The sequence below is a fragment of the Enterococcus sp. 1001283B150225_161107_E12 genome (assembly GCF_015556925.1).
Classification (GTDB): Bacteria; Bacillota; Bacilli; order Lactobacillales; family Enterococcaceae; genus Enterococcus_B; species Enterococcus_B mundtii.
In genome coordinates, this window is record NZ_JADNNI010000011.1 from 33,895 (window position 1) to 60,664 (window position 26,770).

Consider the following 26,770-nt stretch of genomic DNA (forward strand, 5'->3'; position numbering starts at 1 on the left):
GAAAACCAACTATTTTCAACGAATTGATCCAAGGGGTGTTTTTTGCCAAGAAATACTGGAGTCGGTTGAAGAATAGCTTTAAATTATTTTTCAACTAATAGGGAACTCCTCTTACGTTAATCAAGGAAAGGATCTGTAAGAATGTTACATCAAGAACAAACGACTTCTACAGTCGCTAAGACAAACAAAGAAGGTTTTTGGGAAACAAAAATCAGTGGAGTCAGTTTACCTATCTATTTGATCATGGTTCTCGTGTTGATCATTGCGATGGCATTAGGTAAATTACCAACAAATATGATCGGGCCAATCGCTATCCTCGTCATTTTTGGGAATCTTTTCCATTTTATCGGGACAAAAATCCCAATCGTCAAAAGTTATTTAGGTGGTGGCTCTGTTTTTGCGATCTTCGCTTCCGCAGCTATCGCAACCTTTGGTATTTTACCTGATTATGTCGTGAAATCAACTGAAAACTTTGTCAATAATATGGGCTTTTTAGACTTTTATATCGCTGCTTTGATTACCGGAAGTATTCTAGGAATGAACCGCAAATTATTGATGAAAGCTTCCGTTCGTTTTATCCCTGTTGCACTTATTTCTATGGTTGTTTCATTTTTTGCGGTTGGACTAGTGGGAATGTTGATTGGTAATGGTTTCGCTAATTCCGTATTATACATCTCTTTACCTGCTATGGCTGGTGGTGTAGGTGCTGGTGCTGTTCCACTATCAACTATTTATGCAAACGTCCTAGGAACAGACGCTTCTGCTATTATTTCACGTTTGATTCCCGCAACTGCAATGACAAATGTCCTTGCCATTATCGGTGCCGCTTTAGTCGCTCGCGCTGGACAATCCATGCCAAAATTGAATGGTAATGGGAAACTGATGGAAAAAGGCGATCTAGGCGACGGCAAACCACGCAATGTAAAACCTTCTATCCCTCAATTAGGTGTTGGTTTGATGGTGTCGATCACCTTCTTTATTCTTGGACAAATCGGTAATTACTTTGTACCAAAAGTTCATGCGTATGCTTTTATGATCATTATCGTAGTCATTTGTAAAATCACCAATATTCTTCCTGAATATTATGAAGACGCAGCGATCATGTTCAATAACTTGATTGTTAAAAATTTAACAGCAGCTGTTTTAGCGGGTATCGGGATTGCCTTATTGAACTTGAATGTTTTAGCCTCTGCTTTAACATGGCAATTCGTCGTACTTTGCTTGACAAGTGTCATTGTCATCTCTCTTGTATCTGCTTTTGTCGGTCGTCTATTCGGACTTTATCCGATCGAATCAACGATCACAGCAGGACTATGTAACAATTCAATGGGTGGTACAGGAAATGTTGCCGTCTTATCCGCAGCAAACCGCATGGAATTGATTGCTTTTGCTCAAATGGGCAATCGTTTAGGCGGAGCGATCGTCTTGATCATTTCAGGATTTTTGATGCAACTATTCTCTTAATTCGAATAAATGTAAAAAAACTTCTCGATTCTTATTCGAGAAGTTTTTTTGTACGATGACATTCATGATTCCTTTAGAAATTGTTTTTGCCATTTGGTTGAATGATAGCCGATACGTTCATAAAAACGGTGTGCCTCGTTTCGATGTTCGCCAGAGTTTAGTCGAACACCAAAATAGCCACGTTCTGTTCCTTCCTTCTCGACACTCTCCATCAATCGTCTGCCAATTCCTTGATGTTGGGCTTTTGAAGAAACCGCTAATGCTAGAATATTGAACAACGTTGGACTTAACAATGTTTCATACTTTTGGGCATGGACATATCCTAATACTTTCTTCGTCCCTTCTTCCTCATAAACATCGACGACATAGATCTCTGGTTGTGCCAAGATGCATTCTAATTGCTTCGTCATTTCCGAAAGTGGTATCTCATACCCTAATTCTTCCTTATTTAGCTTGTTTATGGTTTCTGCATCCTCCACACGAGCAGTTCTTATCATTTTGTTCTTCCTTTCTTCTCTAATTTTATGTACTAAGACAAGGATAGCATGGTTTTTTCTATGGAAATAAACCTTGGTCAATTTCTTGATCAAAAGAATGATAAAAAAAGGAGAAACCTTGCATTTCAAGGTTTCTCCACTATTTTAATACTATTCTTCTTCTTCAGCCATGAATGTATTGAAGACCTCTTCGATCATATCCCATTCAGCATCTGTTTCGATTTGTTCTAATTCGCCTTCTGTTCCGTCTTCGTTTTCAACGTAGGCATAGGCTTGTAATTCTACATCTTCATCTTCCGGTACGCCGGCTGGATAAAGCAATACGTAGTTACGACCAAATTCTTCTTGGCCATCGACTGTTAACAAGATTTCGTATAATGTTTCATTTCCTTGATCATCGACCAATGTGATATGTTCATGTCCTTCATGATCATGTGTATGATTGTGTTCTGCCATTAGAACCCCTCTTTTCATTTTTTAAAATAGTTGTTTTCCCGAACCATCTAAATAATTTTGTAAAATCATCACCGCAGCAAGCTTGTCGATGACTTTTTTTCTTTTTGCTCTTGACGTATTCGCTTGTTCGACCAACATACGTTCTGCTTGTACGGTAGTCAGTCGTTCGTCTTGATAGTCGACTGGTAGAGAAAACATTTCTTTGATCTTTTCTCCGTAAGCCATTGAGCTTTCTGCTCTAGGACCGATTGAATTATTCATGTTTTTCGGCAAGCCTACAACAAAACGATCTACTTCGTACTGTTTGACCAGTTCTGCCAGTCGCTCAAATCCAAATTCTTCTTTGTCTTCATCGATACGAATGATCTCTACGCCTTGTGCAGTCCAGCCAAAAGGATCACTAACAGCGACACCTACAGTCTTTGAGCCGACATCCAAGCCCATCACTCTCATAGATTCACTCCATGATTTGAGAGATAGTCTTTGACGATCACTTCCATGATTTCATCGCGTTCATGACGACGGATCAGATTCCTTGCATCACGATAACGAGGAATGTAGGCCGGGTCTCCAGAAAGCAAGTAGCCCACAATCTGGTTGATTGGATTGTAGCCTTTTTCTTCCAAAGCCCGATAAACGATCGCTAATGTTTCGCTGACTTCTTTTTTACGACTATCATCAAAACCAAAACGTACGGTTTCATCTGTAAAACCCATGATTCTACACCTCTTTCCGCAGGGTAGTCAAATTACCCTCTACACCCTTTATTTTACTCGAAATGTGGTAAAACTACAAATAAATATTCCAACTTCGCTAGAAATATAAAAATAATAATGATTTCTTATTTGATTGTATTGATTCCAACATTTATGAGTACACTTTCTTACAGTATACGTGATATTTAATGAAAAATAAGTCTTTTCTCTGTTTTTTCAAAAAATTCACAAAATATTCAAATAACTAACGCACATAGATCATGTTTTCTTTGCTTGTCCCGTTTGATAGTTGATCGTATAACCGTCTTGCACATTATAGATAAACACATTGAACGAGATTTGGTTATCTTCAATGCTTTGGGCTTCTAACTGAACACCTCGTGCTACTAGCTCTTCTCCTTCAAAATGTGGTGTTACCCGATAGCGAACGTGATGATTGGTTTCTTTGATGTATGCGGCAATATCGTTTTCATGTGCCAGCATATGAGGGGTATTCAACGAACGAGTCCCTGTCATCAAATTTTTGATGTTATTGTTTTGACCAGTTAGCTGAAAACCTATCAAGTGGCTTCGATTGTAAAGCCATTGTCCGTCACTCAATTTTTTTTGTTTCCAACCTGTAGGATCGATATAAAGGGACTCACGTTTTTCTTTAGGGAACATCTCTTTTCCTAACATGGCATTGGCTTGACCTACACGATTCAGTCGATCGATATCGGAATAACTTTCCCATGTTCCTTTATCTAAGCTCAGTTCTTCTTTTGTAAAAGTCGGCTTATTTTGATTGATTTCGATTTCTTGGTGCGTGCCGTCGTATTCAGGAAGATTTGCCACTTGTGAGACTTGAGGTTTTGCATCAAATAGACCTGTCAGTTGTTGAACGAGATCAGAGTCTTTTTGCGTCGTTGAAATCCCTAATGCACCAGCTAAAAGAGCAACTGCGACACCTATGATTGTTTTGGTTGTTTTTTTGTTCATGTATCTACTCCTTTATTCAGTCGAACTCCATAAATCTTAACATATGTTCCCCTTTTTTTAAATAAAGAAGTATTTAAATTCTTTCAACAATTCCTTCTTCAAAAATTATATACGCATTTTCAGTCTAGTTCCTAAAATAAACAACCTAAATTTCCACGTGAAAGGAAATCTAGGTTGTTACTAAAACTTCATCAATTGATTCGATTGATCTTCTTGTCTATTCTATCACCAGGTGAATACGTTTTTTTGATAGGACAATTAGGTGCTCAACATCGATTCTTCTTTCAAGTTTCTTTTACAAAGTTTGCTCTGTTCATTGCCTGTTCGATCATCGCGACTGTTGCTTCTGGGTCTTCTACTCCAATGATGAGACGATTGAATTCTTCATCTTTTAGTGTGATAACGACTGCGTTTTCTTTTCTTTTGAGGTCATAAAATACCTTGTTTGAATCTTGGACGAATGTTCCGGCAAAATAATATCCATAGGCATCAACTCCCATTCTTTTTTCGCCAAATTTCGGTGTATCTTCCCAGACATCGGCATCCACAGTTGCGCCTAATACATTGGATAATGGTGTGGATATTTCATTTTTCAATGCCCACAGTTTTCGTACGCCCTCCATACTGATGATCAATCGATCATTTTGGATTTCAACTTTAGCCATTTTCTACTTCCCCCTGTCTGTAAGATTCCCTCGACGCATGATTCGATCAGCAATGATCGTTTCAATCGAACCTTCGTTTTTCTCTTCCAAAGCGGTGATTACCTTCTGTGCGACTTTCTTTACTTCGTTGTCATCTGCCGTACGTTCTAATAATGCGATGATCAATAAATCAATCAATAACCCATTATCGGTCACTCCCTCTTCAGCTATATAGTTAAAGCAAGTCGTAAATAAACCAGCTTTACTATAATAAGCAGAGTATAAACTTCCTCGAAGCAAGCCAGTCGCTTTTACCAATTGACTGATCGACGTCCCTGCATACCCATTTTTGGCAAATACTTTTGCCGATTCTAGTAAAACTTTCTCTTCATTAAATTCTCTTGTTCTTCCCATAACTTGATTATGCCACATTATTGAACGATTGGTCAACAATTAACCAAAAAGCTTGTTTTATCTTAACTATTGACTTAACACTTGGCTCTCTTCTGCATTGCTCTCACTTGGATCTTATTTTACCTTTCACTGCTTATTTTTGAGATTCAAGTTTTCTTTTTATACGTTTTCCAATTTGTTTGTAGTAAAATAAATACAAGAAAACAACTATTGGAGAAAATGCCATGCCAGAAAGAGATTTAGATTTATTGCTTAATACCTGTTTATTGGCGGGAAAAATAATGACAGAAAGTAATGCAGAGATGTACCGTGTAGAAGATACGATGAGTCGGATTGCTTCTGCTTCTGGAAATTATCGCTTAGTCAGCTACGTGACCCAAACAGGACTATTTATCGGTTTTGATCGGACTTCGACGATCCGCATGGAACAAATCACTAATCGAACGATCAATTTAGAAAGAGTAGTCAAGGTCAATAACCTTTCAAGAAAATATGTTGCCAATGAATTGACTTTGGAAGAACTATATAGCGCATTACAAGAAGTCGAGAAAGATCGACGGATGTTCCCAGTATGGCTACAAATCATCAGCGCTGCTATCATTAGTGGGACGATCATGATTTTATTTGGTGGCGAATTGAAAGATTTACCGATCACATTGTCGATCGGGGGAGTGGGCTACATTGTTTATCTTTGCAGTTTACGTTTTTTTAGAATCAAGTTTTTAGCTGAATTCCTCTCCTCTTTGATTATCGGTATTGCCGCTATTTTAAGCGTGCGTTTAGGAATCGGTCTCAATCAGGATTTGATCATCATTGGTTGTGTCATGCCGTTGGTTCCTGGTGTTCAAATCACCAACGCGATTCGTGATCTATTAGCGGGGCACTACGTTTCTGGTGTTTCTCGTGGAGCAGAAGCGATGATGACTGCAGCGATGATTGGTTTTGCAATCGCCTTTATCTTTCAAATCTTCTACTAAGAAAGGACTTTAGCCATGTGGCATGTATTGATTCAATTTTCTTTTAGCTTTTTAGCGACCGCTGCTTTTGCAATCATCACTAATGTGCCAAGAAAAGCCTTAGTTTGGTGTGGTTTAGCTGGTGCCGTAGGTTGGATGATCTATTGGTTGTGTCTAGCTATGGGTGGCGGTGCAGCTTTAGGTTCATTACTAGGTTCATTAGGCGTTGCTTTTGCTAGTGATCTTTTTTCTAAGCAACTAAAAATGCCCGTCACGATTTTCAATATCCCCGGTATGGTACCACTGGTTCCTGGAGGATTAGCCTATCAAGCTGTTCGTAGTTTAGTTACAGGCGCTTATCAAGATGCGGCATTTTTCACGGTTCAAGCGATCATGATTGCTGGAGCGATTGCCTTAGGTCTAGTGATATCAGAAGTATTCAACCACAATATCCGTAGTTTTAAACTGAAACGTGAAGCGATTGTATTGAAGAGAAGAAAGAAAAAATGAGCGTTTCTCGCTTTGATCTTTTTTGTACAGAGCAATCATACTGTGGGATTCTTGCAACCTTTAATAAAAAAAGTGATAAGAGACGAAACTCGCAAGAATTTCATCTCTTATCACTTTTTTGTTTATATTGTACATGACTACAACTTTGTTTCGTTCATTTAAAATGCACGATACACATATTGATTTTCAGGAGCAGTGATTTTTTCTACTTTCGTCACTACGACTGAAGGAATCTCTCGCTTGAAAGGTTGATAAAAATCGGTTTGGATCGTCCCTTCTACTTTGTACCAGTCATCATTTTTCACAGTCATTCCTTCTGGCAGATGCGTCAACAATCCAAAAACCCCGGAATCAGCAACACAGTGGATGATCCCAAATCGAAAGAGAAAGGTATCAGTAGCCTTGTCATTTTTCGACTGATAGATAAAGCCTTCATAAGAGACTTTCTTACCAATGAATTCGCTTGGATAGTTGTAGATCAATTCCATGATCTCTAAATAATTATCGTCTGTGATCGCAATCATTTGTTCATCTTCGTATTTATCTTTTAACTCATTCATTTGATCTTGATAGTCGGATTTATTGAAATAAATACTCGTATCTGGTTTCAAATATTGCGTTTGCACTTGTGGATCGCCGACAGATTCTTTGCTTAGTGGAAAGTTGAACCCTTTCGCTTCCACGATCGTTGTGTTTAAACTAACTGTCGGAAACAGTGTTCCTACAACGATCGGCAAGGCTAATAAGAGATAAGCAATCCATCGCTGATAGGGTTTTGATAATCCGTGATCATGAGAATCATGGGACTCATGGACTCCTTTTTTCCCATCTGCTTTTACCCAAAGATACAACTGAACTAAGGCTAGTAAGGCAGATAAAACCATGGATAATACTGCCAAATAACGATAATGGACATTGATGTATTGATCTAAACGCCCTGAAACTTGAAGATACATCATCATTTCAAAATAACCAGATAAAATCAAAAATCGCAGCATGATTCTCCTCCTAAATAAATAGTGTAAAGCCGATAACACTTAAGGCGATCAGCCCGATTAATGAAACGATGAAGCGTGTGTTGAAGTAACGTTTCATCATCAATAAGTTTTTGATATCCACCATTGGTCCAAACACTAAGAAAGCAACAACTGGTGCTGTTCCAAAAAGACTTAACAAAGAGGAACCAATAAACGCATCCGCTTCGGAACAAAGAGACATCGTGAATGCCAATACTAGCATGATCAAAATGGCTAATAGCTTTGTCGAACCTAACGTCAACATCACTCTCGTAGGTAAATAGGTTTGCATCCCTGCAGCAATCAAACCGCCAATGATCAAATAGCGGCCCGTATCGAAGAACTCATCAATCGAGTGAGTCAAGACATGGAGGATTCGATGTCCCCATTTCTGTGGTGCGATTGCTTCCACTTCCTCATGCTCATGTGTATGGGAGTTAGGCTCAACCATCGCTGAATCAAATGAAGACTTCAAGATTGTGCCTTTTTGGATATAGGCCAACCAGACACCTACGATCAGTGCGACAATAAAACTTCCTAACATACGCAGCCCCGCCATTTTCCAAGTATTGCCAAATGCAATAAAAGTTGAAAAGATCACGACTGGATTAATGATTGGCGCAGTGAGCATAAACGCAAATGCTGTGTGGACAGGAACCCCTTTTTTTACAAACTGATGAACGATTGGAACGATCCCACATTCACATGAAGGAAAGAAAAAACCTAGAATAGACCCAACAATAATCGATAAAAAGCGATTTTTAGGTAACCATCGTTTGACACGTTCGGGGGTCAAAAATACTTGTAAAGCACCTGAGATGATACATCCCAATAAAACAAACGGCAAGGCTTCGATAACGATTGATAAAAAAATCGTTCCCATCTGCAATACCGAATTTGGAATAAACGAAAACATATAATTTCTCCTTGTCATTTGAACTTCATTCGCCCATCAATATACGCTTTTCTTCAATAAAATACAAGAAAGCTTAAATTTTTTTCATAAGTTTAAGAAATCAAAAAAAGCTTTTTTATTGACATCTACGTCAGATGGATTTATTTTTAGCACAGCTAAAATGAAGATTCAGGTAAAAAATAAGAGAGTCATTTGCCTATTTTCTATCTGTATACGACTGAATACTTTTTCACCATCGAATCAGCGATGTGCTAAAAGCAACCTTAAGGAGTTATCACCATGAAAGAAACCCATGATTTAACTGAAGTCTTAAAAACTATCCAAGAAGAACCGACTGTCGTGCTTGCGATTTCTACACCCAATTGTAGTGTTTGTCATGCAGTAGTGCCAAAATTGGAGCAATTATTGACTCATTATACTTTCCCAGCGTATCATTTAGATGCCTTCGAGATGCCGGAAGTAGCTGGCACATTCCAAGCATTTACTGCACCAGTGATCTTGCTCTTCCATTTGGGGAAAGAAGTCGAGCGACAAGCCCGCTTTATTCAATTTGAACAACTGACAAAGCGTTTAGATCAATTAAATGAATCAACTGATCAAATCAGCTACGATACTTTATTTGATCACTAGAAAAAAGAGCGACAAGTCATTTTCTTCAAATAATGACTTGTCGCTCTTTTTATTTAAACATTCATTAAATAACGAGCTGTGATCGACTGTTCACAAGTACCGATTTTTTCTGGTGTTCCTTCATAAAGGATCTCGCCACCACGAATTCCCCCATCGATCCCTACATCGATCAACCAATCTGCTGCCTTCATGATTTCCAGATTATGTTCAATGACGATGACCGTGTTTCCTTTATTGACCAACCGTTCGATGATTTCTAAGATACTCTTGATATCTGCCATGTGTAAACCGGTTGTTGGTTCGTCCATAATGTAGATATTGCCTTTTTTACTTAATTCCTTCGCTAGTTTCAACCGTTGACATTCTCCTCCTGACAATGTATTTAAGGGTTGTCCCAACGTCATATATCCTAGCCCTACTTCTAAAATTTGTTTCAGTTTTCGTTGAATCGATTTTTCTTCAAAAAATGCCACCGCTTCAGTCACACTCATCGCTAGTACTTCATCGATCGATTTCTCTTTTAATTTGTATTGATAAACTTCTTCTTTGAATCGTTTACCTCCACAAGCTTGGCAAAGTACCTCTACAGAATCCATAAAAGATAATTCCATTTTGATATGACCATGTCCTTTACAAGTTTCACATGCCCCTTCTGAATTATAAGAGAACAGTCCGGCAGAAACATTATTTTCCAACGAGAAGACCTTGCGGATATCGTTCATGATCCCTGAATAAGTCGCTGGGTTGGAACGAATATTCCCTGCAACAGCTGACTGATCGATATTGATTGCTTCCGGGTACTCTTTCGCAAACACGCCGTTCACTAAACTGCTCTTTCCTGAACCAGCTACTCCAGTCACTACTGTAAAAATACCTAATGGTACTCTGAGAGAAGTATTTTTAAGATTATGCAATGTCGATTTTGAGGTTTCAATAAACTTGTCTGTTTTTCTTGGCTCCTGTTTGAAACCTATCATTTGTCCAAAAGCTTTCCCAGTTAAAGTATCAGAAGCCAGTAATCCTTCATAACTACCTTCATAGGTGATATACCCACCATTTTTACCAGCTTTTGGTCCTACATCAATGATATGATCTGCTACTTTGATGACATCGGGATCATGTTCTACGACAATTACCGTGTTTCCTTTATCACGCAATTTGACTAGTAATTCATTTAAGCGATGAACATCTCGTGGATGCAAACCAATACTTGGCTCATCGAATATATAAATAACGTCATTTAAACTAGAAGATAAGTGCTTGACCATTTTCACTCGTTGGCTTTCTCCTCCAGATAAAGTCGCTGTCTCGCGATCTAAAGAAACGTAATCTAACCCAATATTGATCAGATCTTGTAGTCGTGATTGGAGATTTTTCAACACTGGTTGGATCATTTCATCTGTGATCCTCGGTAAGATTTCTAATAGTTCATCCAGTTGCATCGCTAAGAAATCTGCGATTGAATATCCGTTGATCTTGCAGCCCAAAACCTTTTGATTGAATCGTTTTCCCTGACATTCTGGGCATCTTTGTTCATCCATGAACGCTGCGATTTTTTTCTGGGTCGCGGCAGAGCTCTCAGTGCCCCCTTTGATATTGGAACGATTGAAACGTGCCACTAATCCCTCATAGGTCGAACTCATCCCTTCCATATATAACGAATCGATTTTTTCTCCTGAAGCATACAAGAACTTTTCCATTTCTTCTGTTGAATAATCCTTTAATGGCTTATCATTGTCAAAAAAACCTGTGTTCGTGAACGACTTCAATAACCAAGATCCGACTTTATAGCCTGGAAGTAAAATCGCTCCTTCATTCAACGATTTTTCTAAATCTAACGCTTTGTCTAGATTCAATCCAACGATCCGACCAACCCCTTCACACGCTGGACACATGCCGTGAGGATCATTGAATGAGAAATTCCAAGCGGGACCTAAGTGTGGTGTACCAATACGAGAAAAAAGCAAGCGGATCAGTGGATTGATATCTGTGATCGTTCCTAATGTAGAACGAGAATTCCCACCTAAACGGCTTTGATCTACGACGACTGCCATAGATAAATTGTCGATGGCGTCTGCTTCTGGCTGACTATACTTAGGTAAGAAATTCTGCACAAATTTAGAGAAGTTTTCATTGAGCTGTCTGCCTGCTTCTTGGGCAATCGTATCAAAAACGATGGAAGATTTACCCGAACCGGAGACACCTGTAAAAATCGTGATCTTTCTTTTTGGGATTTGTAAATCAAACCCTTTTAGATTGTTCTGTCTGGCATTATGTATCCTGATATATTCCTGCATTGCTGATCCTCCCGTATTCCCTGGATTTTTTGGTGAAGCATTATTATAACACAGAAACAATGTGTCACTATAATACATTTCGAAGATTTCAGTCATTGTCCTATCAGCCTTCTAATTGAATAGACATCAATAAAAGAAACATTTCTTATCTTTATCCATATCTAAAAAAGATCATAAAAAAACAAACTATTTTTCTAGTGAACAGAAAAATAGTTTGTCATTGATCATTTAACTCTTCTTTATTCCTGGTTATTCGTTGTCGTCATGCTCGTGCAAGGACGCATCGGAATGCAAGAAGTAGATCAACGTTTGTAACTCGTTCGTCAAATCGACATTTTGGATCAATACTTCGGATGGTGCATTTAGTCGAGCAGATGTAAAGTTCAATATCCCTTTAACACCGGCTTCTGTCAAACGATTCACGACTTCTTGTGCTTTTTCAGCAGGAATCGTTAAGATCGCTACTTCGATTTGTTGGATCTTGATTTGTTCGATCATGTCATCCATCGGATAAACGGGGATACCATCAACGATCCGACCAACGATTTCTGGGTTCACATCAAAAGCACAGCTGACACGGATACTATTACTTTGATGGAATTTATATTTCAATAAAGCACTTCCTAGATTACCGACCCCGATCAATGCGACGTTCGTCAATTGATCATCATTCAAGGTTTTTGCAAAGAAATGCATCAAGTCCTCTACATCATAACCGTACCCACGTTTTCCTAGTTCGCCGAAATAGGAAAAGTCACGACGGATCGTTGCACTATCTACTTGAACTGCTTCACTTAGTTCAGTTGATGAAACTTTTTTCTTACCTGCGTTATTCAAGATTCTTAAATAACGATAATATAAAGGCAGGCGTTTTGCGGTTGCCTTTGGAATTACATGGTCTTTCACTTCATTACCTCCACTGTATTTCTTCTCGATTTATACATCATATCAGTACTTACACAAAAAAATCAATTTCGTTGCTTGTATATTGTGAATTTTTATTCTTATTCTCATTTTCCTAGCTTCTCAGAACCTCGCAGTAACTATGAATTTGTGGTAGACTACAAGAGAAAAAGACCATGAAATTCTAGGATAATTCACAAAGTAGAAAAGAGGATTCGATGATACTATTACAAGCCAATCAAATCGCTCGCCATTTTGGCGCTGAGATTTTATTTGAAAATATCCACTTAGAGATCCAAACGGGTGCACGTATCGCTTTAGTCGGACGTAACGGCGCCGGTAAATCGACATTATTAAAAATCATTGCTGGCATTGAAGCGCCCGATGTAGGTAATATCGCAAAAAACAAAACAGCTACCCTTGGTTATCTGGCCCAAGATACAGGATTAGATTCAACTGAAACAGTCTGGAATGAGATGCTAAAAGCATTTGAAGACGTACGATTGATGGAACAGCGAATGCGTGACCTTGAAGTATTTATTAGTGAAGGCACCCCTGACACGCCGGCTTATCAATCCTTCTTGAAAGAATATGATAAATTACAGCATGATTTTTCTGATAAGAACGGCTATAGTTATGAAAATGAGATTCGCTCTGTATTACATGGATTCAAATTTGATCCGTCGTTTTACGAGCAAAGAATCGATACGTTATCTGGTGGTCAAAAAACAAGATTAGCTTTAGCGAGGATGCTTTTACAACATCCAGATATCTTGATCTTGGATGAGCCAACTAACCACTTGGACATCGAAACACTTGCTTGGTTGGAAAACTATTTGCAAAGTTATACTGGTGCCCTTCTGATCGTCTCTCATGACCGCTACTTCTTGGACAAAGTGGCGACTGAAGTATATGAACTAAGTCGGAAAAAGATGCGTCACTACAAAGGAAATTATTCCAAATATTTAGATATGAAAGCTGAACAATTAGCTTCTGATTGGAAAGCCTATGAAAAGCAACAAACAGAAATCAATAAACTCGAAGATTTTGTTGCCAGAAATCTTGTCCGTGCCTCAACGACAAAACGTGCCCAAAGCCGTCGAAAGGCATTAGAAAAAATGGAACGATTAGACCGTCCACAAGGAGATGAGAAACAAGCACATTTTCTCTTCAACGTTGCAAAACCTTCGGGAAATGTTGTCTTACAAGTAGAAGATGCCGCTATTGGCTATGATGGCACCGTCTTATCTGAACCAATCAATTTGGATATCCGTCGTCAAGAAGCAATCGCATTAGTGGGACCAAATGGAATCGGCAAATCCACTTTACTGAAATCGATCATCCAACAGCTGCCTTTCATACGTGGAAAAGAAACACTTGGTACGAATGTCAGCATTGGTTATTACGACCAAGGACAAGCGGAACTTCACACCAATAAAACGATTCTTGCTGAATTGTGGGATGAGCATCCAACTGTTCCGGAAAAAGATATTCGTTCGATTTTAGGCGCTTTTTTATTTTCTGGCGAAGATGTCGAAAAAACGATCCCCTTATTAAGTGGTGGAGAAAAAGCGCGTGTCGCATTAGCAAAATTAGCAATGAACCAAGAGAACTTTTTGATTTTAGATGAGCCAACCAACCACTTAGATATCGACAATAAAGAAGTGTTGGAAAACGCATTGATCGACTATGAAGGGACACTACTCTTTGTCTCTCATGACCGCTACTTCATCAATCGTATCGCCACTAAAGTCATTGAACTCTCAGAAAGCGGAAGCAAAGTCTACTTGGGGGACTATGATTATTATTTAGAAAAGAAAAAAGAGGAAGAAGAAATTGCGGAACTGTTAGCAGCTGAACAACCTGAGGTCAGCACGCCTTCAACAAACAAATCCACTTACTTCCAAAGCAAAGAGCAACAAAAGATCATGCGGAGCTTGCAACGTAAAATCACGCAAATCGAAGAAGATATGGCTCAACTAGAAGAAACAGTGGATGAACTCGAACAACAGATGGTTTCTCCTGCTGTATTAGATGACCATGTCAAATTGAATGAATTGAATCAAGCTCTTGATGAAGCACATCAGCTACAAGAAGAAAAGTTGGCTGAATGGGAAAACTTAAGTCTTGAGTTAGAAGAAATCGAAAATAATCAATAGACTCACTACTGTCATTCTTTTTAAACAAAACCGCTGAAAGCTGGCTTTATATCCTGCTTTCAGCGGTTTTACTTTAGACTTGTTGATATAAATCGAAAACATGTTTCAATTCGACAGTTACTGGAGAATGGTCTGGATTTGTTTCCATCAGATCTTCCATGAACACCCACCACTTTTGATTGATTGCTGTTTCTGGTACATGGCGCCATTTTTCTTCATCTTCAATCTCTAAATACCCAAAGAGAGTATTTGTTTCTGGATCAAGAAAAATCGAATAAGAGAGCGCACCATGTTCAGCCAACATTTCACGCATCTCCGGCCACAATTCATTGTGTCTTTTGAGGTACTCTGCTTCGTATCCTGGGTACAACTTCATTTTTACTGCTTTTTTGATCATCTTTATTCCCCTTTCATTGATTGTTCGATCTGCTCGACGCTAGCAATTATCTTTTGGTTCTTACTTGCTTCTTTATTTTCCAATTTAAAGCAAGCGTTTACAATATCAAAAAATAAGGATAACGGTGGCAGATTCACAGGAATTCATCATAGGACAAAAAAGCGACCGCGGTGGGTGGCCGCGGTCTAGGAGTTTATTTTTACTTGAGGAGTAAAAATGAAAAAGTATAGGGTTGTTGGTTGGTATGTATATAGAATAGAAGAAAAGTTTGAAGAATTTTCACTATAATATTTGTCTTTTGTTAGGATAATTCATTAAGAAAAAGTAAAACGCCATGTACTTTAGTTACTTACTAATAAAATAATCATTCCATAGGATAAACTTTACACCTTGTTTTCCCCTTATCTAAGGTAGTTAAAGTAATCGGTTCGTCTACTTCTTACTTTCTTGCTTGCTTTTGCTTGTTGCTTTAAGAAACTTATTTTTTTTCGATTTCTGAAATTAAGTTTTCTTAGTTGGTTCCGAATAAAGACGAATCTTCTTCTATTATTCATTGATTTTTGTTTTTTTTGATAAATGGTTACTTTCCTATTCGCGATGATAATAGCCTGCTTATTTTTTTGTCTGGCGCTATTCTTGCTAGCATCTAGCACTGATGATAACTGATTTTTTTGACTATGATTATCTTTTGAGGAGACTATTCCTAATTCTTGGGGCTCTTTAGTTTTTTCTATGATGGTCATTTTTCTATTTTTAACCATGACCGTTTCAAATACACCTACTCGTCGAGCAATATGCTCTTGTTCCAAACGATCTTTTTTTTCTGAAACGCTCTCTGATGAAAGGTTACTCGACGAAGCTTCTTGAGCATTCATTGGTGGAGTAATGGCTACTTTTTTGTCAATGTCTGTCAAATATGCTTGAATCATTGGATCAAGCATAAAAAAGTTTGGTTTCGCTCGCGCACTCACTTCCTCTCTTGTTTCGTCATTTAACAATCGATTATAGTCTGGATTTTTTAAGCAGAAGTCGAGGATTCCTCTTCTTATAACAATAGTTTCTTCTAATGATTGAACTAAATTTGTAAGCACACTAGCATCAACATTTGCATCTACTGTTCGATTTTTCTGTTGCTGAAATTGCTCAAGTTTTTCTTTATCGATACCTAGCCATAAATGTATATAATCTGATAAATAGAAATTTTTCTCGTAATACTTAGTTATTTGAGTAGTCAATTCATTTTGTCCATTATTTTTACAGTTGATTGCAATTTTTTCTGCTTGTTGGAGACGGATGATTGCAGCTTCCTTACTTGACCAATCTCCTTCTGGTATCTGACGTTTTAGGATTTTGTCTATTTCTTCTTTGACCGTTTTTTCAAATTCATTAAAAGAAGTTTGTTGATTTTCACTAAGCAAAGTTGATTCCTGCGTTTGACTAAAGATATTTCTAATCCGTTGGCTGATTCCCATATTATCCCTCCTTGTTTCTGTTGATAAAATGAGTATACAGTTTGTAAATCGATTCGTTCGCCTTTCTTTTCTTGTAAATTCAAAAAAAAGACTTGACTGTTCTATTGAATTTAGTCAATTCATTTTAGATTTAGAAAAACATGTGTCCGAGTCATTAGTCCTCTCGTACCATCTAAAACTGAATAAATGGGGGAAATAAAAATAATCACTTCGAAAAATAAGGCGCCATCCACAAAAATTTAAAAAACAAATATCGCAGATGGCGCCTTATTTCTCGATGCTAGGCACTGCTGTCCCGATCGCTTACTTTTCTTCTAATTTGGCGTATCCACCTTGAATTGCCTCACGCTTTTTTGATCAGCTATATACTTCTTGCCTTGTTCGCCTCGTATATCCATATACCGCCAAACTTAGAAAGAATAGAGTATAAATGACTAAGATGATCACTTCGCTATAATTACTTCCCCATGTTTGTCCGGATTGAAAGTTTTTGATAATCGTCAAGATCCAATATTGAGGAGTGACCATCGACACTTTCTGCATCAATTCTGGCATCACCTCATGTGGAATCAAAGCACCAGATAGTAAACTTGTGACGGTAATCAAGATACTTTGCAAAGCCGCTGCTACAGTTGTACTTGGGGCAAGAACACCAATCGCAATCGACCAACTTACGGCAAGTAAACTAAATAGACTTAGTAGTACAATCAAATCAACAGCGCTTAAACCAGGATCAATGTTAAATAGGACGATCATGACAACAACTGCTAACATTACTTGGATCAGCATAGCGAATGTCGCAAAGATCGTTGTCCCGATAAAATACGTGCTTTTAGCTACCGAAGTCGTCATCAAACGTGTATAAATTTTATTGCGTCGTTCTTGCTGGATAGTCGTTGTCCCAAAATTGCCTGCTTGGAAAAGAAGCATCATCAACAAAAAGCCAACGATTTGCACCGACATTCGTTCGGTCATTGTGCTTTGATCTACTTGATTGATCTCGATTTCTGTCGATTCTTTCAAGCGTTCAAGTGATTCGTCCTCCTCTCCAGCTTCTGCTAACAGATGGATACTAGAAACTTCTGCTAATGCACGTTGGGTCAAGCGGTCGATATTCTCCAACAGTTCTCCTTTTTGGAATGTCCGGAGAGAGAGTTTCGTATTCTCAGAAACATTTTCTTGATAACCTTTAGGGATTGTGATGACTGCCACCGCATTTTGTCGGGAAAGAACTTGATCAATTTCTTCAGCTGAACCAATTTCCTGAACACTGACTCGTTTTTCCAAACTTTCAATAAGCAATTCACTATAGGATGAGCGATCTTGATCGACTACCCCTATCGTCAGGAGATTCGTTTCTTGATCGCCATAAGCAAAAAGATAAAGGACGACACTCAAGAAAGGAATTCCTATAAGAAACAAGATTTGCAATGGTCGATTTTTCCAAAGAACCAACCTTTCTCTAATGATCCAAAAGATATCTCTCATTAGAATACCTCCCTTTTATCTAAAATGACGACTGACGACATGAGTAAAACAAACAATAACCCAAAATTCCCATAGATACCTAACCAGTGCAAGGGATTGTCGGTCCACAAACTTTCTCTTACAGATGCTAAAACCCAACCTAATGGTGACAATCCCATCATCGTTTCATTGGTTGGAAAGTAGGCACCACCTAAAAATCCAGTGAGTTGAATAACTATCTGGGTAATGCCAGAACCAATTCTTTTTTCATCACGGTCTCCAATGGTTTCTAAAAATAAACCGAGTGCGAGAAAACTGCCCATAAGTGCGATTAAGTTGAGATAAGAAAAACCAAATCTTAAATACCATGGAACATCAAATAATAATTGAGAGATGAGCATCAAGACCAACACTACCAACATGCCAAATATGAAATGTCCAAAAAATGTCGAAAAAATGATCGTTTTACGGCTAAGTGGTGTGACTAATTCTCTTTGCACGGTTCCATGCTGTCGTGCTTCTCGAAACATGCTCAGACCAATTTCCGAAAAATATAAAACAAATAGACTAATCATAGCAATCGCATAGTATTGGTAGGAAGATGCGCTTTCTCGTTGATTTTCTTGATCGACCACAATCGCTTCTGTAAACTGCTCAGCTGAAACTAGGCCAGTGGTTGCCGGCAAGTGCTGTTCCTTAATGAAACTTTGTCGTTTGATTTCCTGTACGATTTCTACTAGATAGCTTTGAAGGATTGTTTTTTCTACATTGGTCAATTCCCGACTCTGCACTTCGATGTGATCGGAAAAATGTAAGTAAGCATCAGCTTCTTGTTTTCTTATATTCGCTAATCCTTCCTTTTCATTTGTCACTTCTTCAAAATGAATAGCACCTTCTGCAAAAGAACTTACTTTTTGGAATATCTCACGAACTTCTTGATCGTCTACCTGATATTGTACCGTCAATGGCTCCATATCAGAGGTGATGTCATTATTGAATACACCTTGGAGGACTGCCCCTAGAATAAACATCAACGTGATCGGGAAAGCGAGATAATAAATGTAATTCGATTTCTCACGAAAATTTTGTATCAGGGTCCGGATAATTATTTTTTCATTCATACTCACTCCTCCTAATCACGTAGATTACGTCCAGTCAAACTAAGAAAAACTGTTTCTAAATCTGGAGCTTGTTGCAGTACATCGACTACTCTAACTTCTTGCTTGATCAGTATCATTAATAGTTGATTCAATAATTTGCTTTCAAGCACCGTCACGATCTGTACTTGCTGTTTGTCGAGTGAAACATTGATGATCCCATTAATATTATTGATTTCTTCTATATCCAGTGCCTCTGGATTCTCCACAGTGATTTGCAGATTGATTTTATCCGTGACGAGATTCACTAATTCTTCCTCACTACCGATAGCAATCACTTGACCTTTATCAATAATGACGATTTCATCCGCCAAACGTGCGACTTCTTCCATATAGTGACTCGTGTAGATGATCGTCGTACCGTTTTCTTTCATTTTTTCAATGGCATCTAAAATATAATTTCTAGATTGTGGATCGATCCCCACTGTCGGTTCATCCATGATCAGTAAAGCAGGTTGATGGGCAATCGCCATTGCAATATTCAATCGTCGTTGCATTCCTCCAGAAAAAGCACTCGGTCGCTCTTTTCTTCGTTCATACAAATCAACCGTTCTCAATGCCTTTTCTACATTCTTTTTTAGTTCTTCTCCTCTGAGTCCGTATAGACCACAAAAAAAGCGGACATTTTCTTCAGCAGACAAATCATAATAAATCGCTAACTCTTGTGGAACAACGCCTAATTTTCGCCTAAGTTCTCTTTTTCGCTCGCTCATCTCTTCTGAAAACAACTGAACCGTTCCAGATGTCTTATTCAATAAACCAGTAATCATATTGATAACGGTTGACTTTCCTGCGCCATTTGGACCTAGTAACCCTAAAATCGTTCCTTCTGGTACTTCAAATGACACACCATCCACAGCAATTTTCTGTCCAAATTTTTTTGTCAATTTTTGCACACTGAGTATATTCATCCAATCACTCCTTTTCTTTATTTTATAAAAAAAAGAGAAACTGTAATAGTACAGTTTCTCATGATTTACGAATTAGAAATCTCATGTTCTTCATCAAAAGGTAATATCGTGGTGATGTGAAAACCATCCGTTCCATCAATCAACAATTTGCCGTTCAATACGGCTGTTCGTTCTTCCATTCCTACGATCCCCAGACCTTTACGATAGTCTATTGCCCTTTTTCCATTGTTCTTCGATTCAAAACGGAGAAATTTTTGATACACATGCAAACGCACCGTGACCGTTGAAGCTTCACTATATTTCAGCGTATTCGTCAAAAATTCTTTCAAATTTGCCGCCAATACCTGCCAATGAAAGCGACTGATTTTATCTAAGGTACCGCTATATTGGAAATCCACGATAATTTGGTGAGTCTCGGAGAAACGTTGGAGTTCTGCCTTTACTTTATTGATGTTCAAGGTTTCATTCTTTGGTCGCTCTTCATGTAACACGTTGCGAACTTCGTTGATCGACTTCCTTAAGCGATCAGCAGATTGGCTCAATAATTGATGCGCTTGCTCCGGTTGTTCTCGATTGATGACTTTTGCCGCCTCTATTTGGATCAAGCAACTCGTTAAGTCATGTCCAAGATGGTCATGGATTTCATGAATGATCCGTTGTCTTTCTACTAACGTTGCTTCTTTTTGCATCGCTTCAGCATTCAAAGTGCTTTGTGCAAAGAGTTTTGATAACTTGTTTCGTTCAATCCGTAAAAAATCGGAAGAAGTAGTTAACTCTTCTTGTTGTTTCATCATTTTTTCCGCAGACCAAACGATACTGATCATCCCACTTACCCACAGTACAAAGAGAAAATAAAGTGAGTCAGAGAGAAAAAAGCTGCCAACGCTATAATTGATCAAGGCTACAAATAAAAGTAACCATGACTTTTGGAAGCAAAAATAACCTTGCAGCAAGGAAAGTGGCAATAGAAAAATCGCTTGTTCGACAAAAATCAAACTCAATAGAACACTGATCAATTGCAAAGCAACAAACCAAGGCCGATGTTTCTGAAAACTTTCGCCTAAGAAAAAAAATGTCAACCATACCATACTTAAACTAATGACAAACATCAAAAGGGTAGAGGTTGTTTGATAGATCATCAACCCGATCAAACCAATGATCGATAGCAAGTTGATCGATAATTTGATTGCTTGCATCTACGTCATAACCTCACCTGTGAGAACATAGATCGCTAATTGCGTACGATGATCCAAGTTCAGTTTTTTTAAAATCATTGAAAGATTGTTATGGACAGTTCCTTCACTTAAAAATAGTGTTTGCGCAATCACTTTATTTGTCATTCCTTTTGCGACGAGGTAGGCTATTTCTTGCTCTCGCTCCGTCAGTAAGGAGAGATCTGCTTCTTGATCATTCTTGTTACCTAATTGTTGCGTTGCCTTCACGAGGATTTCTTTCGAAAGGATCGTTTGTCCCTGTAACACACTCTTGATTGCTTGGATCACCGCCTCAGGAGGAGTTGTTTTCAGCAAGTAACCACTTGCACCGTTGCGTATTCCTTCCTCTATGTAACGATCTTCATCAAACGTAGTTAAAATGATGACAGGTATCTGATATTCTTCCGTAATCTGTTTCGTAGCGGTGACGCCATCCATTCCCGGCATTCGGACATCCATCAATACAAGATCTACTTGATTTTTTTCGCAAAAAGCAATAGCTGAACGTCCATCATGACAAATACCCACTACTTGAAAATCGTTTGTACTTTCTAAAATGATTTTTAAGCCGCTTGTAATCAGTGCACTATCATCTACTAATAAAATGTTTGTCATAGTGATTCTCCATTTTTTTATTTTGAGCAAGTAGGAGTAACAAGCGATCAAATCAAAAAGTGTTGGCTTCTACTTACAAAGTAGTCGTCGCATGTGTTATCTTTTTTGATAAATTCATTTCTTTTGCCTCTCGTACTTGATCTTTCCTTATAGTATACTCGAAAGAATCAGCAAATAGAAGTTTGAGCCCGTAGGCGACAGATAGATTCCTATGGTATGACTACTCACTTGCTCTTCTCTATCTATTTTTAATCAACGAAAAAACAGATTGAGACAATGATGTTAGTTTCCAGAAATAGACAAAACCCTAAAATAGAAAATCAAATCTTAGGTGAATCGTAATACTTCTTGAAGCTATACACAATTGTCTCAATCTCACACTTTCAATGATCGTTTAATTATTTTTCTTACGCTTCAGCCAGCTAGCTAATGCTGTACCTACCGCACCAAAACCAAGCAATGCAAATGCACTGGCTACTTCACCAGTTTTAGGCAGATTGTCGCCTCTTCTATTATTTCTAGTCGATGTAGCATTTGTCGCGATACTTCCACCGCTATTTCCCGAAGTATTTCCACTACCACCATTCGGAGTAGCAACAGGCTGTTCATTTCCTGGTTGGTCATTTCCAGAAGGAGCACTAATATTATTTCCACCATTCCCTGTGTTTCCTGTGTTTCCTCCGGTTCCGCCATTGCCATTACCACCATCTCCATCGTTTCCTGAAAGTGCTGTAGTAAGCATAATGGGTTCAGACTCTTCCCCTTGTAAAAAGTTGGTACTCTCGTCTGAAATCGCAGTGATCCAATATGTGGTGTTTGCACTCAATCCCAAAAATACGCCAGCTACTGCTGGTACACCATCTGCGTATGCAACGACTCGCGCAAGCGGATTGGCTTGTGGATCTGTGTCGTAAATCAGGTAGGTCACATCTTGCAGCAATTCTTCCGCATGGTCATGGTACCAGTGCTCGCCTGGTGTATCTGGGGTATCGTCATGGTGTAGAAGTGCAGTATCCGCAATCGTGATCACTTCATGGGTATTGTTTTGTTTTGCTAATTCCTCGTCTATTCTCAAAAATGCACCGGCTGCTTTCGTGATTGCTTCGACATCAAAGAGATCTGTGACAAGATACTCATGATTCCCAATAGTCGGTAAGCCGGTAACCTCATAGTTAGAAAGGTTAACCGTGCCCCAATCAATGATCCAGTTCGCTCCTTCGATCGTATTCGTTCCAGCAGTACTATTCGTATACTGGAAGCTGGCTTCTTGCCACATCACCTCATCCTCAGGCGCTAACCCAGCTAACGTCGGCAGATCGAAATGATCGATTTCTGTCGTTCCATTGAATGAACGAGCAAAAACTGTCCCTTTTTCTAGAATGATCTCAGCCGGAGTCACTTCAATCATTGCTTTATTCCAATTCTGTCCAGGTTCTAATGTAGTGATACGACTGATTGGTGTAGCAGTCACTTCATAAATCCCAACACTAGAAATTTCCAAGATCAAATCCATACCATCGGCTGAAATGCTTACCCCATCCGCATCTGTCTCAAAAAGATAATCATCTGGATTTCCACCGCGTCCGAATAAAGAAAAGACATCAGTAAGTGGAATCTTTGTTTCTGCTCCACCATATGGCACTTGAAGCGTTTCTCCTAACGCATTGATCGGTAAAGTATCCCTCTCGTTACCCAGTCCTAGCTTAGGATAATTTGTCGTAGTATCCCACACCCAAGTGCTACCGAAATCCCAACCATTTGATTCATAAGTCGTTTGTGTGCGCAATTCAATGACATCTAAAGGTTCAATGACCTCTTCGATCACTTGACCACCGATTGGAACTCCACTGTATAAAGCCTCAGAGTTATTATAGTAGTAATTATTGATATTCGTTCCACCTAAACCGAAATGATCGACATCGGATTCTCCAGTGACATCTCCCATCCCATAACTGTTTTTGATTGTCAGAGAGCCGGCATTACCGACAAAACCGCCAACAGCTTCAATGCCAGTTACATGTCCCGTACTATAGTTGCGTGCTACTTCAATCGCATAAGGATGAATGGCCCCGATAAATCCTCCGACATTCGTTCTCCCAATGACATCGCCCGTCGCATAGGAATCGACTACTGTACTGTAGAAGTCGTGTCCACCAATCAAACCTCCCACGTTTTCACTTTCTGGGCTGTCAATATTCCCGGTTGCATACGAACGACTGACTTTACCCCAGCTATTCAAACCAATTAGTCCACCAGTATTGATTGTATTCGCTGTGACATTTCCTGTGGCATAACTATCTACAACTGTGTTCCCATTTACTCCGATCAACCCACCAACAGCTTGAGGATACATGTAAGGATTTGCATTAACTGTTATCGTCGCTGAAGAAGATGAGCGAGCAATCGTAGTACCTGCGACAGTATTCGCCATATAACCAATTAGTCCACCAATGTTATTCCCACTTGCTTCAATACTTCCACCACTAACAGTAGAATCAGTGACGGTCGTTGGTCCTTTAGATAGGTCATTGATTTGACCAATCAATCCCCCAACATTATTTCCGTATAGCCCTCCCACGACCCGTGGATTTTCTAATGTGATCCCAGAAATCGTTGCACCGTCTGTCACACCGAAGAATCCACGATTATGCAGATCCCCAGGTTGTACCCCAGCATTCACTATCATATTACGGATCACTGTTCCAGGTTCAGCTGTAAAACTTCCAGTGAATTTTGTTGCTAAAGTTGTCCCATATCCAACAGGTATCCAATCTGAAGTGAGTGTAATATCATTCATCAATTGGTAATGCGCTGCGAGATCATTTCGCATTTCATTCAATTCAGCTTCAGTGGTGATTTGGAAGGGCGAGGTGAGAGAACCATCACCAGCCCCTGAAAAGAAAGACTCAACAACTGCTTCACCTGTCTCCTCTATCTCTTCAACTACTGGAAATTGCTCCTCAAGCTGTAGTTCTGGTACTTCTAACAATTCTTGGTCAGTTTCTTCAGTTACCATGACCACATCACTGTCATCGTTGTTATCATCAGCCAAAAGCTCCGGTTTGTTAGATGTAGTTTCATCATTTGAGATTTCATCATCGAAGGTTTCTATTTCTTCACCTATTGTCTCTTCTTCAACAAACGTATGTCTTATTGGATCGATATCCTCTAAAACGTTCGCAAAAGTCGGTACTGTTTGCGCTAATACCATTGAACTTAAAAGTATATGTGCAATGAGTTTTTTCTTGTTCAGTTTAACCATAAATATATCCACCCTTCGCTCTCTAATCATATTTTAATATATGTGTAAATTATCTCATAAAATAATTGATAAATGAACTTTTTTGCTATTTAATTAACACTTATAATTAGATAACTCTAATTATATTGCAACCAAATGTTTTTTTGTTTAGTATATGAAAGTTCATGTTTACTCAAAGCAACTTCTTATTATTCCTTTTTCACTAATAAAGAAACACGAGATATTAAAACATTGTTATGTAAAAAAAATCTTTTTTATTTTCCACTAAAATAAAAGTATGTCCCTCTCTGAATCGAGAGAACTTTCAACATCTTCTTAACGGCTTCCAGTTTAATTACTAATTTGTCGATCTCTTACTTCGTTTCATAGAATGATAATTATAATGTTTTCTAAAAATAGAAAAAACAACCGCCAACTTGCACATTGTAAATTTTACTCCTCATAAAATGATAAGGTTAATCATTGTTAATTCAGGCAATCAAAAGCGAAGGTGTCCTATAACCACCATGAATGATGATTCGATCAATCATAAAACAAATAATTTTGTTTTGTTATTTTATTTTGATAGTATTTTCGGATCTTTCAACTGACAAAAATAAGAAAAAAAGAAAAACAACCAGAAAATACACGGATGTATTTTCTGATTGCTTTCTTTTTCTTAGCAATTGATTTACGCAGATACAGATAAACAACTAACTATTTTTTAGATATTCAAAATATAAGCCCATTGAAAAGGACGTAATCGCTTAAATTGATAGTGTCATTTTTCTAACTCTAAGTAACTGACCTTTTTGTCTTGATATGAAACAATCCAAACAATTATAGCTTTCGGTATGTTTACCCTTGCTTTAGTTGGATTGGTTGTTACAATGCTGAAAAATGACAAAGAGAAGTAACCGTCACTTTAGCGAGCCGATGGTTTACTTCTCTTTGAGTTAACTATTACACTTGCCACTACCTTTTAGCGGTGCTGTCAAAAGGAAACTGTTGACGCAGTTCCTTTTTTCGTTTTTATTATAGCACAACTCCAGCTTCTTCTTCAATTCTGATTCCTGATTCAGTGTATTTTAAGTGAACATACAAATTTTTCAAAAAAACATCCGTGTTTATCTAAAGTTCAAGGACTCTATCTAGGGCGATATGCTATACTTTTTGGGACAGTAAAGTTGAATGACGGTGGCGACTTCGAAAAAAGGTGGTGGTGCTTATGGAGATAAGTACTGAAATCAAGGAAAGGAGAAGCCTTTTGTCTGTTGAAACAGCGTTAGGGCTAATGATCAGTTTCGGTTCATTTACCGCTACTTTGATCTTTGGCATCCTAGCCTTGACCAACAAAAATGACAAAAAGAAATAGCCGTCACTTTTTCCCGGAGACGACTATTTCCACATTAGCATAAAATTCTGTCACCGGGTTTAGCGGTGCTGTCAAAAGGGAACTGTTGACGCAGTTCCTTTTTTCGTTTTTATTATAGCACAGCTTCAGCTTCTTGTTCAATTCTGATTTCTGATTCAGTGTATTTTAAGTGAACATACAAATTTTTCAAAAAAAACATCAGTGTTTATCTAAAGTTCAAGGACTCTATCTAGGGCGATATGCTATACTTAGTTGAATGACGGTGGCGACTTCGAAAAAAGGTGGTGGTGCTTATGGAGATAAGTACTGAAATCAAGGAAAGGAGAAGCCTTTTGTCTGTTGAAACAGCGTTAGGGCTAATGATT

The 26,770-nt window shown here is 38.4% G+C and carries 25 protein-coding genes and 1 pseudogene; 7 read left to right on the forward strand and 19 right to left on the reverse strand.

Going from position 1 to position 26,770, the window contains the following annotated elements; genetic code table 11:
• Window positions 1-141: 141 nt before the first annotated feature.
• Window positions 142-1,464, forward strand: a complete 1,323-nt coding sequence (locus I2F89_RS09625; protein WP_071867301.1) for a 2-hydroxycarboxylate transporter family protein — start codon at window positions 142-144, stop codon at window positions 1,462-1,464.
• Between the two features lie 62 nt (window positions 1,465-1,526).
• Here I2F89_RS09625 and I2F89_RS09630 read toward each other — a convergent pair whose 3' ends face one another.
• The 7 genes from I2F89_RS09630 to I2F89_RS09660 form a co-directional block, all read right to left on the reverse strand.
• A complete protein-coding gene (locus I2F89_RS09630; protein WP_115358079.1) occupies window positions 1,527-1,961 on the reverse strand; it encodes a GNAT family N-acetyltransferase in 435 nt (144 codons plus the stop codon).
• A 150-nt stretch (window positions 1,962-2,111) separates the two neighbouring features.
• A complete protein-coding gene (locus I2F89_RS09635; protein ID WP_010734809.1) occupies window positions 2,112-2,417 on the reverse strand; it encodes a DUF1292 domain-containing protein in 306 nt (101 codons plus the stop codon).
• Window positions 2,418-2,438: 21 nt separating this feature from the next.
• Window positions 2,439-2,870: a Holliday junction resolvase RuvX gene (gene ruvX / locus I2F89_RS09640; RefSeq protein ID WP_019723844.1), complete on the reverse strand. Its 432-nt coding sequence runs from the start codon at window positions 2,868-2,870 to the stop codon at window positions 2,439-2,441.
• Window positions 2,867-3,133, reverse strand: coding sequence for an IreB family regulatory phosphoprotein (locus I2F89_RS09645; RefSeq protein ID WP_002290885.1), 267 nt, complete (start codon window positions 3,131-3,133; stop codon window positions 2,867-2,869). Before I2F89_RS09645 ends, ruvX begins: the two co-directional genes overlap by 4 nt.
• Window positions 3,134-3,391: 258 nt before the next feature.
• The gene (locus I2F89_RS09650) at window positions 3,392-4,111 is read right to left on the reverse strand and encodes a DNA/RNA non-specific endonuclease (RefSeq protein WP_071867299.1); all 720 of its coding nucleotides are present in this window, start codon (window positions 4,109-4,111) and stop codon (window positions 3,392-3,394) included.
• A 284-nt stretch (window positions 4,112-4,395) separates the two neighbouring features.
• On the reverse strand, window positions 4,396-4,776 hold the full coding sequence (locus tag I2F89_RS09655; protein WP_062804860.1) for a hypothetical protein: 381 nt from the start codon (window positions 4,774-4,776) through the stop codon (window positions 4,396-4,398).
• A 3-nt stretch (window positions 4,777-4,779) separates the two neighbouring features.
• Window positions 4,780-5,169 (reverse strand): TetR/AcrR family transcriptional regulator, encoded by a 390-nt coding sequence (locus I2F89_RS09660; RefSeq protein ID WP_195514266.1) that lies wholly within the window; start codon window positions 5,167-5,169, stop codon window positions 4,780-4,782.
• A gap of 224 nt (window positions 5,170-5,393) precedes the next feature.
• Here I2F89_RS09660 and I2F89_RS09665 point away from each other — a divergent pair, with 224 nt between their 5' ends.
• Both I2F89_RS09665 and I2F89_RS09670 read left to right on the forward strand, forming a co-directional pair.
• Window positions 5,394-6,146, forward strand: coding sequence for a threonine/serine exporter family protein (locus I2F89_RS09665; RefSeq protein WP_023520080.1), 753 nt, complete (start codon window positions 5,394-5,396; stop codon window positions 6,144-6,146).
• Between the two features lie 15 nt (window positions 6,147-6,161).
• The gene (locus I2F89_RS09670; RefSeq protein ID WP_010734803.1) at window positions 6,162-6,635 is read left to right on the forward strand and encodes a threonine/serine exporter family protein; all 474 of its coding nucleotides are present in this window, start codon (window positions 6,162-6,164) and stop codon (window positions 6,633-6,635) included.
• A gap of 158 nt (window positions 6,636-6,793) precedes the next feature.
• On the opposite strand, the gene I2F89_RS09675 is transcribed toward I2F89_RS09670, so the two are convergent.
• Together I2F89_RS09675 and I2F89_RS09680 are read right to left on the reverse strand one after the other, a co-directional pair.
• Window positions 6,794-7,633, reverse strand: coding sequence for a TIGR03943 family putative permease subunit (locus I2F89_RS09675; RefSeq protein ID WP_115358084.1), 840 nt, complete (start codon window positions 7,631-7,633; stop codon window positions 6,794-6,796).
• Window positions 7,634-7,643: 10 nt separating this feature from the next.
• On the reverse strand, window positions 7,644-8,567 hold the full coding sequence (locus tag I2F89_RS09680; RefSeq protein WP_065096782.1) for a permease: 924 nt from the start codon (window positions 8,565-8,567) through the stop codon (window positions 7,644-7,646).
• A 279-nt stretch (window positions 8,568-8,846) separates the two neighbouring features.
• On the opposite strand from I2F89_RS09680, the gene I2F89_RS09685 reads away from it, so the two are divergent.
• Entirely contained in the window at window positions 8,847-9,197 is a 351-nt protein-coding gene (locus I2F89_RS09685; RefSeq protein WP_115358086.1) for a thioredoxin family protein, read from the forward strand.
• 53 nt (window positions 9,198-9,250) lie between these two features.
• Here the strand turns inward: I2F89_RS09685 and I2F89_RS09690 are convergent, their stop codons facing one another.
• Both I2F89_RS09690 and I2F89_RS09695 read right to left on the reverse strand, forming a co-directional pair.
• Window positions 9,251-11,494 carry an ATP-binding cassette domain-containing protein gene (locus I2F89_RS09690; RefSeq protein WP_195514284.1) on the reverse strand — a complete coding sequence of 748 codons (2,244 nt, stop codon included), beginning with the start codon at window positions 11,492-11,494 and terminating at the stop codon, window positions 9,251-9,253.
• A 249-nt stretch (window positions 11,495-11,743) separates the two neighbouring features.
• On the reverse strand, window positions 11,744-12,400 hold the full coding sequence (locus tag I2F89_RS09695) for a redox-sensing transcriptional repressor Rex (protein WP_010734798.1): 657 nt from the start codon (window positions 12,398-12,400) through the stop codon (window positions 11,744-11,746).
• A gap of 215 nt (window positions 12,401-12,615) precedes the next feature.
• On the opposite strand from I2F89_RS09695, the gene I2F89_RS09700 reads away from it, so the two are divergent.
• Window positions 12,616-14,556, forward strand: a complete 1,941-nt coding sequence (locus tag I2F89_RS09700) for an ABC-F family ATP-binding cassette domain-containing protein (RefSeq protein ID WP_195514267.1) — start codon at window positions 12,616-12,618, stop codon at window positions 14,554-14,556.
• Between the two features lie 73 nt (window positions 14,557-14,629).
• Here the strand turns inward: I2F89_RS09700 and rhaM are convergent, their stop codons facing one another.
• The 8 genes from rhaM to I2F89_RS09740 all read right to left on the reverse strand — a co-directional run bounded on the left by rhaM (window position 14,630) and on the right by I2F89_RS09740 (window position 25,051).
• A complete protein-coding gene (gene rhaM, locus I2F89_RS09705; protein ID WP_195514268.1) occupies window positions 14,630-14,953 on the reverse strand; it encodes an L-rhamnose mutarotase in 324 nt (107 codons plus the stop codon).
• Window positions 14,954-15,354: 401 nt separating this feature from the next.
• Window positions 15,355-16,425: a hypothetical protein gene (locus I2F89_RS09710; protein ID WP_195514269.1), complete on the reverse strand. Its 1,071-nt coding sequence runs from the start codon at window positions 16,423-16,425 to the stop codon at window positions 15,355-15,357.
• Window positions 16,426-16,782: 357 nt separating this feature from the next.
• Complete coding sequence (locus I2F89_RS09715) at window positions 16,783-17,913, reverse strand: ABC transporter permease (protein ID WP_074800249.1); 1,131 nt, start codon at window positions 17,911-17,913, stop codon at window positions 16,783-16,785.
• On the reverse strand, window positions 17,913-19,013 hold the full coding sequence (locus I2F89_RS09720) for an ABC transporter permease (protein ID WP_195514270.1): 1,101 nt from the start codon (window positions 19,011-19,013) through the stop codon (window positions 17,913-17,915). Before I2F89_RS09720 ends, I2F89_RS09715 begins: the two co-directional genes overlap by 1 nt.
• 11 nt (window positions 19,014-19,024) lie before the next feature.
• Window positions 19,025-19,960 (reverse strand): ABC transporter ATP-binding protein, encoded by a 936-nt coding sequence (locus tag I2F89_RS09725; RefSeq protein WP_071867285.1) that lies wholly within the window; start codon window positions 19,958-19,960, stop codon window positions 19,025-19,027.
• 65 nt (window positions 19,961-20,025) lie between these two features.
• Window positions 20,026-21,156, reverse strand: coding sequence for a sensor histidine kinase (locus I2F89_RS09730; RefSeq protein ID WP_195514271.1), 1,131 nt, complete (start codon window positions 21,154-21,156; stop codon window positions 20,026-20,028).
• Entirely contained in the window at window positions 21,157-21,789 is a 633-nt protein-coding gene (locus I2F89_RS09735) for a response regulator transcription factor (protein ID WP_074800237.1), read from the reverse strand.
• A gap of 394 nt (window positions 21,790-22,183) precedes the next feature.
• Window positions 22,184-25,051: an LPXTG cell wall anchor domain-containing protein gene (locus I2F89_RS09740; RefSeq protein WP_195514272.1), complete on the reverse strand. Its 2,868-nt coding sequence runs from the start codon at window positions 25,049-25,051 to the stop codon at window positions 22,184-22,186.
• 800 nt (window positions 25,052-25,851) lie between these two features.
• Here I2F89_RS09740 and I2F89_RS09745 point away from each other — a divergent pair.
• Together I2F89_RS09745 and I2F89_RS09750 are read left to right on the forward strand one after the other, a co-directional pair.
• Window positions 25,852-25,947, forward strand: a pseudogene (locus I2F89_RS09745) (putative holin-like toxin); the annotation flags it as partial.
• Window positions 25,948-26,258: 311 nt separating this feature from the next.
• Entirely contained in the window at window positions 26,259-26,405 is a 147-nt protein-coding gene (locus I2F89_RS09750; protein WP_071868080.1) for a putative holin-like toxin, read from the forward strand.
• Window positions 26,406-26,770 lie beyond the last annotated feature (365 nt).

Excerpts from the sequence above, each read along its gene's own strand:
- I2F89_RS09735 (WP_074800237.1), bottom strand. The coding sequence starts at position 21,789 with ATGACAAACATTTTATTAGTAGATGATAGTGCACTGATTACAAGCGGC.
- I2F89_RS09690 (WP_195514284.1), bottom strand. The coding sequence starts at position 11,494 with ATGCAGGAATATATCAGGATACATAATGCCAGACAGAACAATCTAAAA.
- I2F89_RS09670 (WP_010734803.1), top strand. The coding sequence starts at position 6,162 with ATGTGGCATGTATTGATTCAATTTTCTTTTAGCTTTTTAGCGACCGCT.
- I2F89_RS09710 (WP_195514269.1), bottom strand. The coding sequence starts at position 16,425 with ATGGGAATCAGCCAACGGATTAGAAATATCTTTAGTCAAACGCAGGAA.
- I2F89_RS09750 (WP_071868080.1), top strand. The coding sequence starts at position 26,259 with ATGGAGATAAGTACTGAAATCAAGGAAAGGAGAAGCCTTTTGTCTGTT.
- I2F89_RS09685 (WP_115358086.1), top strand. The coding sequence starts at position 8,847 with ATGAAAGAAACCCATGATTTAACTGAAGTCTTAAAAACTATCCAAGAA.
- I2F89_RS09675 (WP_115358084.1), bottom strand. The coding sequence starts at position 7,633 with ATGCTGCGATTTTTGATTTTATCTGGTTATTTTGAAATGATGATGTAT.
- I2F89_RS09630 (WP_115358079.1), bottom strand. The coding sequence starts at position 1,961 with ATGATAAGAACTGCTCGTGTGGAGGATGCAGAAACCATAAACAAGCTA.
- I2F89_RS09740 (WP_195514272.1), bottom strand. The coding sequence starts at position 25,051 with ATGGTTAAACTGAACAAGAAAAAACTCATTGCACATATACTTTTAAGT.
- I2F89_RS09625 (WP_071867301.1), top strand. The coding sequence starts at position 142 with ATGTTACATCAAGAACAAACGACTTCTACAGTCGCTAAGACAAACAAA.
- I2F89_RS09650 (WP_071867299.1), bottom strand. The coding sequence starts at position 4,111 with ATGAACAAAAAAACAACCAAAACAATCATAGGTGTCGCAGTTGCTCTT.
- I2F89_RS09720 (WP_195514270.1), bottom strand. The coding sequence starts at position 19,013 with ATGAATGAAAAAATAATTATCCGGACCCTGATACAAAATTTTCGTGAG.
- I2F89_RS09725 (WP_071867285.1), bottom strand. The coding sequence starts at position 19,960 with ATGAATATACTCAGTGTGCAAAAATTGACAAAAAAATTTGGACAGAAA.
- I2F89_RS09715 (WP_074800249.1), bottom strand. The coding sequence starts at position 17,913 with ATGAGAGATATCTTTTGGATCATTAGAGAAAGGTTGGTTCTTTGGAAA.
- I2F89_RS09645 (WP_002290885.1), bottom strand. The coding sequence starts at position 3,133 with ATGGGTTTTACAGATGAAACCGTACGTTTTGGTTTTGATGATAGTCGT.
- I2F89_RS09730 (WP_195514271.1), bottom strand. The coding sequence starts at position 21,156 with ATGCAAGCAATCAAATTATCGATCAACTTGCTATCGATCATTGGTTTG.
- I2F89_RS09660 (WP_195514266.1), bottom strand. The coding sequence starts at position 5,169 with ATGGGAAGAACAAGAGAATTTAATGAAGAGAAAGTTTTACTAGAATCG.
- ruvX (WP_019723844.1), bottom strand. The coding sequence starts at position 2,870 with ATGAGAGTGATGGGCTTGGATGTCGGCTCAAAGACTGTAGGTGTCGCT.
- I2F89_RS09635 (WP_010734809.1), bottom strand. The coding sequence starts at position 2,417 with ATGGCAGAACACAATCATACACATGATCATGAAGGACATGAACATATC.
- rhaM (WP_195514268.1), bottom strand. The coding sequence starts at position 14,953 with ATGATCAAAAAAGCAGTAAAAATGAAGTTGTACCCAGGATACGAAGCA.
- I2F89_RS09655 (WP_062804860.1), bottom strand. The coding sequence starts at position 4,776 with ATGGCTAAAGTTGAAATCCAAAATGATCGATTGATCATCAGTATGGAG.
- I2F89_RS09665 (WP_023520080.1), top strand. The coding sequence starts at position 5,394 with ATGCCAGAAAGAGATTTAGATTTATTGCTTAATACCTGTTTATTGGCG.
- I2F89_RS09680 (WP_065096782.1), bottom strand. The coding sequence starts at position 8,567 with ATGTTTTCGTTTATTCCAAATTCGGTATTGCAGATGGGAACGATTTTT.
- I2F89_RS09700 (WP_195514267.1), top strand. The coding sequence starts at position 12,616 with ATGATACTATTACAAGCCAATCAAATCGCTCGCCATTTTGGCGCTGAG.